The 14,241-nt window shown below is 69.9% G+C and carries 1 protein-coding gene (cut by a window edge); it reads left to right on the top strand.

Translation table 11 applies throughout. The features are described 5' to 3' along the window. On the top strand, positions 1 to 14,236 hold the 3' portion of the coding sequence (locus ACJX2R_RS11440; protein ID WP_413099998.1) for an SDR family NAD(P)-dependent oxidoreductase. Its footprint begins 10,691 nt before the window's first position; the window shows 14,236 of its 24,927 coding nt (coding positions 10,692-24,927); its start codon lies beyond the left edge, outside the window; the stop codon is at positions 14,234 to 14,236. The last annotated feature ends 5 nt before the right edge of the window (positions 14,237 to 14,241 follow it).

Raw genomic sequence — 14,241 nt, 5'->3', positions numbered from 1 at the left:
GTTCCTGACGGCGTTCTACGGGTTGCGGGATCTGGCCCGGGTCCGCCCGGGCCAGCGGGTGCTCATCCACGCAGGGACCGGTGGGGTCGGTACGGCCGCGGTGCAGTTGGCAAAGGAATGGGGGCTTGAGGTTTTCGCGACCGCGAGTCCGGCCAAGCAGCACGCGCTGCGAGCCATGGGTGTGGAGGAGAGCCACATCGCCTCCACCCGTGATCTCACCTTCTGCGACCGGTTCCTGGCCGTGACCGGTGGCGAGGGCATGGATGTGGTGGTCAACGCGCTGGCCGGGGAGTTCACGGACGCCTCGTTGCGGCTGTTGCCACGCGGTGGTCAGTTCGTCGAGATGGGTAAGACCGATATCCGCGATGCGGCGCAGGTTGCCGAGTCCCACCCCGGTGTGGTGTATCAGGCGTTCGACCTGATGGACGCCGGTGTACCGCGGGTTGCGGAGATGCTGTCCGAGCTCGGTGGCATGTTCGACGCGGGCACCCTGGTCCCGCCGCGGGTGACGTGCTTCGAGCTGTCCCAGGCGGTGGCGGCGCTGCGCCACCTCCAGGCCGCCCGCCACATTGGCAAGGTCGTGCTGAACGTCCCCGCTGAGTGGGACCCGCAGGGCACGGTGCTTGTCACGGGCGGTACCGGGACGCTGGGTGGGGAACTGGCCCGGCACCTGGTCGACGTCCGAGGCATGCGGCATCTGCTGCTGATGTCACGGCGCGGTCCGGCGGCGTCGGGAGTGGCTCGTCAGGTGGCGGAGCTGGCGCAGTCGGGGGCGAGTGTGCGGGTGCAGGCCGGCGATGCCGCCGACCGGGACGCCCTGGCGTCTGTGTTGGCGCGGATTCAGGTTGAGCGGCCGTTGACCGCCGTGGTTCATGCGGCTGGGGTGATCGACGACGCGACGGTGGAGTCGTTGACGCCCGAGCGGATGGTGCCGGTGCTGTCGGCGAAGGCCGATGCGGCGTGGAACCTGCACGAGTTGACCGAGGGCGCGGGCCTTGCTGGCTTCGTGCTGTACTCCTCGGCTGCGGCGGTCATGGGTAATGCGGGGCAGGGGAGTTATGCCGCCGCGAACGCGTTCCTGGACGCGCTGGCAGCCTATCGTCGCGATCGGCAGTTGGCCGGTCAGTCGCTGGCGTGGGGGTTGTGGGCCCAGACCTCGGAGATGACCGGCCACCTGGAGGGCGCTGGTCTGTCGCGCCTGCGCCGTGGCGGCGTTCAGCCGCTGTCGACGGAGCAGGGCTTGGCGCTGTTCGAGGCCGCTACCGCGCTGGGTGCGTCGTTGGCGGTCCCGGCCCGGCTGGAAGTGACGGGGCTGTCCCGTGGCGGAAGGACGGTGCCCGCGCTGCTGCGGGGGCTGACCGCTGGTGATGTCCCCACACGCCCGACCGCGGCCATGGCAACGGTTGCGCATGCGGGTGGCCTGGCGGCGCGTCTGGTCGCGCTCGGTCCTACCGATCGTGAGCAGGAGGTTCTGGAGGTCGTCCGGGCCGCTGCTGCCGTGGTTCTGGGGCACAGTCGCCCTGGGGACATCGATCCTCAACGGGCGTTCCGTGAGATGGGCATCGACTCGCTGACCGGGCTGGAGCTGCGCAACCGGCTCGCGAACGAGACAGGCCTGAGTTTGCCTGCCACCTTGGTCTTCGACCAGCCGACACCGTTGGAGGTTGCCCGGTTCCTGGTGGCCGAGGTGTGCGGGACTGAGCGGGCCGTCGGTGCGGCGGTTGTGCCGGTGGTCCGTGTCGGTACGGATGAGCCGGTGGCGATCGTCGGTATGGGGTGCCGGTACCCCGGCGGGGTCGAGGACCCGGAGGGCTTCTGGCGGTTGGTCGCTGCCGGGACCGACGCGATGTCGGGCTTCCCGGCGGACCGTGGCTGGGACGTGGACGGCCTGTCCGAGTCAGGTGACGAGGGTATTGCTTTCGCCCCGGTGGGCGGCTTCCTTGACGGCGCTGGCGATTTCGATGCGGAGTTCTTCGGGATCAGTCCGCGTGAGGCGTTGGGGATGGATCCCCAGCAGCGGTTGCTGTTGGAGACGTGTTGGGAGGCGCTGGAGGACGCGGGCATCACTCCGGGTTCGCTGAAGGGTACTGACACGGGTGTCTACGCCGGAATCATCACATCGGGGTACCGGATCAGTGAGCAGGACGGTGCCGGCGGTTTCGGCCTGACCGGGACGACGGCGAGTGTGGCGTCGGGCCGGGTGGCGTACTCGCTGGGGTTGCAGGGTCCGGCCGTCTCGATCGACACAGCTTGCTCGTCGTCGTTGACGGCCATCCACCTTGCAGCGCAGGCGCTCCGCGCGGGTGAGTGCGGGATCGCGCTCGCCGGCGGTGTCACCGTGATGGCCACCCCAGGGACATACACGGAGTTCGCGCGGCAGCGGGGGTTGGCTGCCGATGGGCGGTGCAAGCCGTTCGCGGAGGCCGCTGATGGCACCGGGTGGGGTGAGGGTGTCGGTGTCCTGGTGTTGGAGAGGTTGTCGGAGGCGCGTGAGCGTGGGCACCGGGTGTTGGCGGTGGTTGCGGGTAGTGCGGTGAATCAGGATGGTGCGAGTAATGGTTTGTCGGCGCCGAATGGTCCGTCGCAGCAGCGTGTGATTCGGGCGGCGTTGGCGAGTGCGGGGTTGCAGCCGGCTGACGTTGATGTCGTGGAGGCGCACGGTACCGGTACTGCACTGGGTGACCCGATCGAGGCGCAGGCGCTGCTGGCAACGTACGGTCAGGGCCGGCCGGAGGGTCGACCGCTGTTGCTGGGTTCGGTGAAGTCGAACATCGGCCACGCCCAGGCGGCTGCGGGTGTGGCGGGTGTGATCAAGATGGTGCAGGCGATGCGGCATGGGGTGCTGCCGCAGACGTTGCATGTGGATGCTCCGTCGTCGCATGTGGATTGGTCGGCCGGGGCGGTGGAGCTGCTCAGCACGGCGCGTGAGTGGCCGACTGGTTCCGGTCCGCGGCGGGCTGGTGTGTCGGCCTTCGGGATCAGCGGCACCAACGTCCACGTCATTCTTGAGCAGCCTGCCCAGGACGCCCCTGTATTGGATGTCCCTGTCCTGGATGGGGTGGAGCCGGCCTCGGAGTCGGGGCTGGAGTCTGCGGGTTCGGTGGCGTGGGTGGTGTCGGCGCGGTCGGGTGCGGCGTTGGCGGGGCAGGCGGGTCGGTTGGCGGAGTTCGTGGCGCCTCGTCCGGAGGTAGCGGCCAAGGATGTGGCGTTCTCGTTGGCCGCAACCCGGACGACGGGCTTCTCGCACCGCTTGGCGGTGATCGGCGATGACCGTGACCAGTTGCTGGCGGGTCTGGCTGCCGTTGCAACGGGGCAGGAGGCTCCGGGTGTGGTGACCGGGGTTGCTGGTTCGGTGTTGCGGCCGGTGTTTGTGTTTGCGGGGCAGGGTGCGCAGTGGGTCGGGATGGGTCTGCGACTGTGGGATGAGGAGCCGGTGTTCGCGGCGGTGATGGAGCGGTGCGCGGCGGCCTTGGAGCCGTTTGTGGACTGGCAGTTGCGTGATGTGCTTGCGGATGCGGGATTGTTGGCGCGGGTGGATGTGGTTCAGCCGGCGTCGTGGGCGGTAGCGGTCAGCTTGGCTGAGCTCTGGCGGGCGTATGGTGTGGAGCCTGCGGCGGTGGCGGGTCACAGTCAGGGTGAGATCGCGGCGGCGTGTGTCGTCGGCGGGTTGTCTTTGGAGGATGGCGCGCGGGTTGTGGCGTTGCGCAGCCGGGCGTTGGCGGGGCTTGCGGGTACGGGCGGGATGGTGTCGGTGCCCGCTGGTCTGGATGAGGTGGGGGAGTGGATCTCCCGCTGGGGTGAGGACCTGTCGGTTGCGGCCGTCAACGGTCCCCGCCAGGTGGTGGTGGCCGGCGCCGCGCAGGCCTGCGTTGAGTTCGCCGAGGCCTACGCGGATCGGGGGGCGCGGCGGATCGCTGTGGACTACGCCTCGCACACCGCGCACGTCGAGGCCGTCCAGGACCGTTTGGCCGAGGATCTGGCGGGGGTGTCTCCGGTTTCTGGTGCGGTGCCGTTCCATTCCACGCTTGAGGCGCGTGTGCTGGACACCGCCGAGTTGGACGGCGGGTACTGGTTCCGCAATCTGCGTGAGCCGGTGCGGTTCGGTGAGGTCGTCGCCGGGATGGCGGCGGAGGGTCACCGGGTGTTTGTGGAGGTGAGCCCGCATCCTGTGTTGGGTTTGGCGATTGCGCAGGCGGGTGAGGACCTGGTCGTGGCGGGCACGTTGCAGCGCGGCGATGGCGGCCGGAGCCGCTGGCTGACCGCCCTGGCCGGTGCCTACGCCGCCGGTGCCGAGGTGGACTGGGCCGCGGTGGCCGGCGAGGGCGCGCAGACGGTTGCTCTGCCGATGTATCCGTTCCAGCGGGAGCGTTACTGGCCCAAGGCCGTCACCACTCGCGGGGACGCCTCGTCGATCGGATTGCAGCGCTCGGGTTACCCGTTGCTGGGTGCTGCGGTGTGGCTGGCCGAGGGCGACGGGCTGGTGTTGACGGGGCGTCTGTCGCTGGCCGCGATGCCGTGGCTGGCCGACCACGCCGTCCACGGCACGGTGTTGCTGCCCGGTACGGCGTTCGTGGACCTGGCGGTCCACGCCGGAGACCTGGTCGGTTGCGGAATGTTGGAGGAGTTGACGCTACAGGAACCGCTGATCCTCTCCGGCCAGGGCGGCGTTCAGCTCCAAGTCCACGTCGGCGACAGCGACAGTGGTCGCCGAACCGTCACCGTCTCCTCCCGCGAGGGCGAGGGCGAGGGCGAATGGGTGCGACACGCGGTCGGCGTGCTGGCCGCGGCCGATGGTGAGCCCGTTCCGGCGCCGCTGGATGTTTGGCCGCCCGCCGGTGCGGAGCCGGTTCAGGCGGACGGCGCCTACGAGAGGTTCGCCCAACGTGGCTACGGCTACGGGCCGGCGTTCCAGGGGCTGCGTCAGGTCTGGCGCGCCGGGGACACCGTCTACGCCGAGGTGGAGCTGCCCCAGGCCGCGGAAGCTGATGCGGCCGGGTTCGGCTTGCATCCCGCACTCCTTGATGCCGCGCTGCACGGTCTGCTGGCCGCAAGCGATGGCAGCGGTGGGACGGGGTTGCCGTTCGCGTGGTCGGGGGTGCGGCTGCTGGCGGGCGGTGCCCGCCACCTGCGCGTGGTTCTGGCCCCCGTACAGGGTGGTGTCTCGGTCACCGCGTTCGACGGTGTTGGTGAACCGGTGTTGCAGGCACGGTCGTTGGCGCTGCGTGAGATTCCGGCTGGTCAGCTCACCAGCTCCGGTCGGCAGGCGCGGCAGTTGCTGTTCACCGTCGACTGGGTCCCGCTTCCGCAGGTCCCGGCCGCCCCGGTGCAGTGGGTGCGGCACGGCGAGTCGGTCGGGTCCGTGGTGGCGCCGGTGGTGGTGGCGGTGGTTCCGGCTGCCGAGCCCGCAGTCTCGGCGCCGCGGGCGGCTCAGCTGGCTGCCGCGACGGTGTTGGGTTGGGTGCAGGAGTGGCTGGCCGATCCTGAGACGGACGATTCGCGGTTGGTGGTCTGGACCCAGGGTGCGGCCGCCGGCCAGGACCTGGCGGGCGCTGCGGTGGCGGGTCTGGTTCGTTCGGCGCAGTCCGAGCACCCGGGTCGGCTGCTGCTGGTTGACGTCGACCCGTCAGCCGACTTGGACCCCGGTCGCGACGCTGATGTGGACACCGTCCTGGCCATGGCACTGGACGCCGACGAGCCCGAGGTCCGCATCCGACCCGAGGCCGGGGGGATCGCGGCGTTCGGTCGACGGCTGGTCCGGGCCGGTGCGGCCGGGGAACTGGAGCTCCCCCGTGGTTCGGGCTGGCGAGTCGAGGTCACCCAGCCTGGTGACCTGGGCAGTGTCGCTGTGATCGATGCTCCCGAGGCGGGTGTGGCGTTGTCGGCGGGTCAGGTGCGGGTGGGTCTGCGTGCGGTGGGCGTGAATTTCCATGACGTCGTCGGCGGGCTGGGGATGGTCGTGGATGGCCGGGTCCTGGGCATGGAGGGTGCCGGGGTTGTCCTGGAGATCGGTCCGGGGGTGGACGGTCTGACCGTCGGCCAGTCGGTGATGGGTCTGGTGTCGGGTTGGGGTCCGGTCGGGGTTGTCGACAGTCGGCTGCTTGCCCCGATCCCGCAGGGTTGGTCGTTCCAGCAGGCCGCATCGGTGTCGGCAGGGTTCCTGACGGCGTTCTACGCATTGCGGGATCTGGCCCAGGCCCAGCCCGGTCAGCGTGTGCTCATCCATGCCGGGACCGGTGGCGTGGGCACGGCCGCGGTGCAGCTGGCCAAGGAATGGGGGCTTGAGGTTTTCGCGACCGCGAGTCCGGCCAAGCAGCCCGCGCTGCGGGCCATGGGCGTGGCGGACACTCACATCGCCTCCACTCGTGATCTGGTCTTCTGCGACCGGTTCCTGGCCGTGACCGGTGGCGAGGGCATGGATGTGGTGGTCAACGCCCTGGCCGGGGAGTTCACGGACGCCTCCCTGCGGCTGCTGCCGCGCGGTGGCCGGTTCGTGGAGATGGGCAAGACTGACATCCGCAACCCCGAGCAGGTGGCCCAGACCTGCCCCGGTGTGGTGTATCAGGCGTTCGACCTGATGGATGCGGGCGAGCCGCGGGTCGCGGAGATGCTGGCCGAGCTCGGTGGCATGTTCGACGCGGGGACGCTGACTCCGCCGCCTGTGACGTGTTTCGAGTTGTCGCAGGCGGTGGCGGCGCTGCGCCACCTCCAGGCCGCCCGCCACATTGGCAAGGTCGTGCTGAACGTCCCCGCTGAGTGGGACCCGCAGGGCACCGTCCTGGTCACGGGTGGCACCGGAACGTTGGGTGGGGAACTGGCCCGGCACCTGGTGGACGTCCGTGGCATGCGACACCTGCTCCTGATGTCCCGGCGGGGTCCGGCGGCGCCGGGAGTCGCGCACCTGGCAGCCGAGTTGGCTGAGCTTGGTGCGGAGGTTCGGGTGCAGGCCGGCGACGCCGCCGACCGGGACGCCCTGGCGTCAGTGTTGGCGCGGATTCAGGTTGAGCGGCCGTTGACCGCCGTGGTTCATGCGGCTGGGGTGATCGACGACGCGACGGTGGAGTCGTTGACGCCTGAGCGGATGGTGCCGGTGCTGTCGGCGAAGGCCGATGCGGCGTGGAACCTGCACGAGTTGACCGAGGGCGCGGGCCTTGCTGGCTTCGTGCTGTACTCCTCGGCTGCGGCGGTCATGGGTAGTGCGGGGCAGGGAAGTTACGCAGCTGCCAACGCGTTCCTGGACGCGCTGGCAGCCTATCGTCGCGATCGGCAGTTGGCCGGTCAGTCGCTGGCGTGGGGGTTGTGGGCCCAGACCTCGGAGATGACCGGCCACCTGGAGGGTGCGGGTCTGTCGCGCCTGCGTCGCGGTGGCGTTCAGCCGCTGTCGACGGAGCAGGGCTTGGCGCTGTTCGAGGCCGCCGCCGCCCTGGGTGCGTCGTTGGCGATCCCGGTCCGACTGGACCTGAGCGGGCTGTCCCGCAGCGGGCACCCGGTGCCTGCGCTGCTGCGGGGTCTGACCGCTGGTGAGGTCTCCGCACGCCCGACTGCGGCCGTTGCCGTGGCTGCCGGTGGTCTGACGGCCCGGTTGGCCGCGTTCAGTCCCGCTGAGCGTGAGCATGACGTCGTGGAGGTCGTTCGGGCCGCTGCGGCGGTTGTTCTGGGTCACAGTCGCCCTGGGGACGTCGATCCTCAGCGGGCGTTCCGTGACATGGGCATCGACTCGCTGACCGGGCTGGAGCTGCGCAACCGGCTGGCGAGCGAGACGGGCCTGAGCCTCCCCGCCACCTTGGTCTTCGACCAGCCGACACCGTTGGAGGTTGCCCGGTTCCTGGTGGCCGAGGCCTGCGGGCCGGAGGAGCCTGTCGGCGAGAGCGCCGTGCCGGTGGTCCGTGTTGGCACGGATGAGCCGGTGGCGATCGTCGGTATGGGGTGCCGGTTCCCGGGCGGGGTGGAGGACCCGGAGGGTTTCTGGCAGCTGGTGGCTACGGGGACCGACGCGATGTCGGGCTTCCCGGTGAACCGCGGTTGGGAGACGCCCGACCTGGCCGAGTCCGGCGATGAAGGTACCGCCTTCGCCCCGGTGGGTGGATTCCTCTATGGCGCTGGTGATTTCGATGCGGAGTTCTTCGGGATCAGTCCGCGTGAGGCGTTGGGGATGGATCCGCAGCAGCGGTTGTTGCTGGAGACGTGTTGGGAGGCGCTGGAAGACGCGGGCATCACTCCGGGTTCGCTGAAGGGTACTGACACGGGTGTCTACGCCGGGATCGTCGCCTCGGGGTACCGGATCAGTGAGCAGGACGGCGCCGGCGGCTTCGGGATGACCGGGACGACGGCGAGTGTGGCGTCGGGCCGGGTGGCGTACTCGCTGGGGTTGCAGGGTCCGGCCGTCTCGATCGACACAGCTTGCTCGTCGTCTTTGACGGCCATCCATCTGGCGGCGCAGGCGCTGCGGTCCGGTGAGTGCGGGATCGCGCTCGCCGGCGGTGTCACCGTGATGGCCACCCCAGGGACATACAGGGAGTTTGCGCGGCAGCGAGGACTCGCTGCCGATGGGCGGTGCAAGCCGTTCGCTGAGGCCGCCGACGGTACCGGGTGGGGTGAAGGCGTCGGGATGGTGGTCCTGGAGCGGTTGTCGGAGGCGCGTGCTCGTGGGCACCGGGTGTTGGCGGTGGTTGCGGGTAGTGCGATCAACCAGGACGGTGCGAGTAACGGTTTGTCGGCGCCGAATGGTCCGTCGCAGCAGCGGGTGATTCGGGCGGCGTTGGCGAGTGCGGGGTTGCAGCCGGGCGATGTCGATGTGGTGGAGGCGCACGGTACCGGCACCGCACTGGGTGATCCGATCGAGGCGCAGGCGCTGCTGGCGACCTACGGGCAGGACCGGCCGGAGGGTCGACCGTTGCTGTTGGGTTCGGTGAAGTCGAACATCGGTCACACGCAGGCGGCGGCGGGTGTCGCGGGTGTGATCAAGATGGTGCAGGCCATGCGGCACGGGATGCTGCCGCAGACCCTGCACGTGGATGCTCCGTCGTCGCATGTGGACTGGTCGACCGGGGCGGTGGAACTGCTCAGCACGGCGCGTGAGTGGCCAGCGGGTTCCGGTCCGCGGCGGGCTGGTGTGTCGGCCTTCGGGATCAGCGGCACCAACGTGCACCTGATCCTTGAAGAGCCCAACCTGAACGTCCCTGCGCTGGACAGGTCTGACGATGGCGGACACTCCCTGGACGCCTCGGTTCCGGATGCCGTTGTCGCGGATGGGTTGGTGTCTGCGGGTTCGGTGGCGTGGGTGTTGTCGGCGCGGTCGGCTGTGGCGTTGGCTGGGCAGGCGGGTCGGTTGGCGGAGTTCGTTGGGGCTCGTCCGGAGGTTTCGGTTCGGGATGTGGCGTTCTCGTTGGCCGCGACGCGGACGACGGGGTTTGCGCATCGCTTGGTGGTGGTGGGTGGGGGTCGTGAGCGGTTGCTGGAGGGTTTGGGTGCGGTTGCTGCTGGTGTGGGTGGGGTGGTGCCGGGTGTGGTGTCCGGTGTTGCTGGTGGTGGTGGGGTTGCGGTGGTGTTTTCGGGTCAGGGTTCGCAGCGTGTGGGGATGGGTCTTGGGTTGTGTGAGGCGTTTCCGGTGTTTGCTGAGGCGTTTGATGAGGTGTGTGGGCGGTTTGAGGGGTTGTTGCCGGGGTCTTTGCGTGAGGTGATTGCGGCGGGTGGTGCGGGGTTGGATCGGACGGTGTTTGCGCAGGCGGGGTTGTTTGCGGTGCAGGTGGGGTTGTTCCGGTTGTGGTCGTCGTGGGGTGTGGTGCCGCAGTGTGTGGCGGGTCATTCGATCGGTGAGGTGACGGCTGCGTATGTGGCGGGGGTGTGGGATCTGGCGGATGCGTGTGCGGTGGTGGCGGCGCGGGGTCGTCTGATGCAGGCGTTGCCGGCGGGTGGGGCGATGGTGGTGTTGGATGCGTCGTCGGCGCAGGCGGATGGGTTGGTTGCCGGGCGGTCGGGTGTGGTGGTTGCGGCGGTCAACGGTGCGCGTCAGACGGTGATTTCGGGTGTTGAGTCTGTGGTGGACGAGTTGGCTGGAGTATGGCGTGAGGGTGGTGGGAGGGCGCGTCGGCTGCGGGTGAGTCATGCGTTTCATTCGCCGTTGATGGATCCGATGTTGGAGGAGTTCGGGGCGGTTTTGGATGGGGTGGTCTGTCGTGAGCCGCGGATCGCGATGGTGTTGGGGACGCCGGGTGCGGATGTGAGGGATCGGGCGTATTGGGTGTCGCAGGTGCGGGAGACGGTCCGTCACTACGATGTGGTGCAGGCGATACGGGCTCAGGGTGTTGAGGTCTTCGCCGAACTGGGCCCGGACGGCTCATTGTCGGCGATGGACGACGAGGGCACCGCGATATGGGTCCCGGCGCTGCGCGAGGGCCAGGACGAACCCGAGACCGCGCTACGCGCGCTCGCCGGTCTGTATGCGGCTGGTGTCGAGGTCGACTGGGCCGCAGTAACGGCTGCTGGCGCCAGCAAGGTCGCGCTGCCGACGTATCCGTTCCAGCACCAGCACTACTGGCCCAAGACGATGGCTGGTCGGGGAGATGTTTCGTCGGCTGGGCAGCAGCAGAGCGGGCATCCGTTGTTGGCGGCTGCGGTGTGGCTGGCCGAGGGCGACGGGCTGGTGCTGACGGGCCGTCTGTCACTGGCCGCGATGCCGTGGCTCGGCGACCACGCGGTCCACGGCACGGTGCTGCTGCCCGGCACGGCGTTCGTGGACCTGGCGATCCACGCCGGGGACCTGGCCGGGTGCGGCACGTTGGAGGAGTTGACACTCCAGGAGCCGCTGGTCCTCCCTGCCTCCGGTGGCGTCCAGCTCCAGGTCCACGTCGGCGACAGCGATGGCGACAGTGGCCGGCGAACGCTCACCGTCTCCTCCCGTGAGGGCGAGGGCGAGTGGGTTCGGAACGCGGTCGGCGTGCTGGGTGCAGTCGGTGGTGAGACGGCCCCCACTCCGCTGGATGTTTGGCCGCCGACGGGTGCGGAGCCTGTTCAGACGGACGGCGCCTATGAGAGGTTCGCCCAGCGGGGCTATGGGTATGGTCCGGCGTTCCAGGGTCTGCGTCAGGTCTGGCTGGCCGGGGACACCGTCTACGCCGAGGTCGAGCTGCCCGAGGTTGTCGAAGCCGATGCTGCCGGGTTTGGCCTGCATCCGGCTCTGCTCGACGCCGCCCTGCACGGTCTGCTGGCCGTGAGTGATGGCAGCGGTGGGACGGGGTTGCCGTTCGCCTGGTCGGGAGTGCGGCTGCTGGCCGACGGTGCCCGACACCTGCGCGTGGTCCTGGCCCGTGAGTCGGGCGGCGTCTCGGTGACGGCGTTCGACGGTGTTGGTGAACCGGTTTTGCGGGCTCGGTCGTTGGCGCTGAGGGATGCCTCGGCCGGTCAGCTCAGCGGCTCGGACCGGCAAGTTCGGCAGTCGCTGTTTACCGTCGACTGGGTTCCGCTGCCGGCGCCTGAGGCCGTTGACGCCGAAGTGCGGTGGGTGCGGCACGGCGGGTCCGAGGTGGCGCCGGTGGTGGTGGCGGTGGTTCCGGCTGCCGAGCCCGGGGTGTCGGCGCCGCGGGCGGCTCAGCTGGCTGCCGCGAGGGTGTTGGGTTGGGTGCAGCAGTGGCTGGCCGATCCCGAGACCGACGATTCGCGGTTGGTGATCTGGATCCAGGGTGCGGCCGCCGGACAGGATCTGGCCGGCGCTGCGGTGATGGGCCTGGTTCGTTCTGCACAGTCCGAGCACCCGGGCCGGCTGCTGCTGGTCGACGTCGAACCGTCAGCCGACTTGGACCCCGGTCGCGACGCCGATGTGGACGCTGTCCTGGCCATGGCACTGGACGCCGACGAGTTCGAGGTCCGGATCCGCCCCGAGGCCGGGGGGATCGCGGCGTTCGGTCGACGGCTGGTCCGGGCCGGTGCGGCCGGGGAACTGGAGCTCCCCCGTGGTTCGGGTTGGCGGGTCGAGGTCGGCCAGCCTGGTGACCTGGGCAGCGCCGCTGTCGTCGACGCCCCCGACGCGGGCATGGCGTTGTCGGCGGGTCAGGTGCGGGTGGGCCTGCGCGCGGTGGGCGTGAACTTCCGCGACGTGGTGACCGGTCTGGGGATGGTCTCCGACGGCCGGGTCCTTGGCGGGGAAGGGGCCGGGATCGTCCTGGAGACCGGCCCCGGAGTGGACGGTCTGACCGTCGGCCAGTCGGTGATGGGTCTGGTGCCCGGTTGGGGCCCGGTCGGGATCGTGGACAGTCGGCTGCTTGCCCCGATTCCGCGGGGTTGGTCGTTCCAGCAGGCCGCGGCAGCCCCGGTCGGGTACCTCACCGCGTTCTACGCGTTGCGGGACCTGGCCCAGGCCCAGCCCGGTCAGCGGGTTCTGATTCACGCCGGTACGGGTGGTGTGGGTACGGCCGCGGTGCAGTTGGCCAAGGCGTGGGGTTTGGAGGTCTTCGCGACCGCGAGCCCGGCCAAGCAGCACGCGCTGCGAGCCATGGGCGTGGAGGAGAGCCACATCGCCTCCACCCGCGAGCTGGCCTTCTGCGAGCGGTTCCTGGCCGTCACGGGTGGCGAGGGCATGGACGTGGTCCTCAACGCCCTCGCCGGGGAGTTCACGGACGCCTCCCTGCGGCTGCTGCCGCGCGGCGGCCGGTTCGTGGAGATGGGCAAGACCGACATCCGCAACCCCGAGCAAATCGCCGAGTCCCACCCCGGGGTCGTCTACCAGGCGTTCGACCTGATGGATGCGGGCGAGCCGCGGGTCGCGGAGATGCTGTCCGAGCTCGGTGTCATGTTCGACGCGGGCACGGTGGTTCCGCCGCCGGTGACGTGCTTCGAGCTGTCGCAGGCGGTGGCGGCGCTGCGCCATCTCCAGGCCGCCCGGCACATCGGCAAGGTCGTGGTGAACGTCCCGGCTCAGTGGGACCCGCAGGGCACGGTGCTGGTTACGGGTGGTACCGGAACGCTGGGCGGGGAGTTGGCCCGGCACCTGGTGGATGTCCGTGGCATGCGGCATCTGCTGCTGATGTCCCGGCGCGGTCCGTCGGCCCCAGGAGTCGCGCACCTGGTCGCCGAGTTGGCTGAGCTTGGTGCGGAGGTGCGGGTGCAGGAGGGCGATGCCGCCGACCGCGACGCCCTCGCCTCCGTCCTGGCCAGGATCGCGGGTGAGCGTCCGCTGACGGCGGTGGTGCATGCCGCCGGTGTGATCGACGACGCGACCGTGGAGTCGCTGACGCCCGAGCGCATGGCGCCGGTGCTGGCCGCCAAGGCGGATGCGGCGTGGAACCTGCATGAGCTGACCGAAGACGCGGGCCTGGCGGGCTTCGTCCTCTACTCCTCGGCTGCGGCCGTCATGGGCAGCCCGGGCCAAGGCAGTTACGCCGCCGCCAACGCGTTCCTGGACGCACTCGCCACCTACCGTCGAGACCGGCACCTGGCCGGCCAGTCGCTGGCGTGGGGGCTGTGGGCCCAGACCTCCGAGATCACCGGGCAGTTGGCCGGCGCTGACCTCTCCCGTCTGCGCCGTGGCGGCGTCCAGCCGCTGTCGACCGAGCAGGGCCTGGCGCTGTTCGAGGCCGCTGCCGCACTGGGTGCGCCGTTGGCGGTCCCGGCCCGACTGGACCTGGCAGCGTTCTCTCGCGGCGGAAGGCCGGTGCCCGCGCTGCTGCGGGGTCTGACCGCTGGTGGCCTCGCCGCACGCCCGACCGCGGCCGTTGCCGTGGCTGCCGGTGGCCTGGCGGCCCGGTTGGCCGCCTTGAGTCCTGCCGAGCGTGAGCAGGAAGTCCTGGAGATCGTCCGGGCCTCCGTCGCCGTCGTGCTGGGCCACGCACACCCCGGGGACATTGATCCCCACTGGGCGTTCCGGGACATGGGCATCGACTCCCTGACCGGGCTGGAGTTGCGCAACCGGCTCGCGAACGAGACCGGCCTCACCCTCCCCGCCACCTTGGTCTTCGACCAGCCGACACCATTGGAGGTTGCCCGGTTCCTGTGCCCGGAGATCCTTGCGGACGTGGTGGTGGAACCGGCGGTCCTCACCCAGCTCACCCAGCTGGAATCAATCCTCTCCGAAGTACCCGCGGACAGCGAAATGCGCTCCGACATCACGGCCCGGCTGCGGACGGTGCTGTTGAAATGGATGCGGAACCAGGAGCCGGCGGCGGAGAACACCGCGGCACAGAAACTCGAGTCGGCCTCGGCTGATGAAGTCTTTGACTTTATTGCTAAAGAGCTAGGAGTTTCCTAATCCAA

Source organism: Streptomyces sp. Inha503, assembly GCF_047215865.1.
Classification (GTDB): Bacteria; Actinomycetota; Actinomycetes; order Streptomycetales; family Streptomycetaceae; genus Streptomyces; species Streptomyces lycopersici.
Note: the sequence above shows the minus strand (reverse complement) of the source record. Positions and strands in the feature narration are given on the sequence as shown.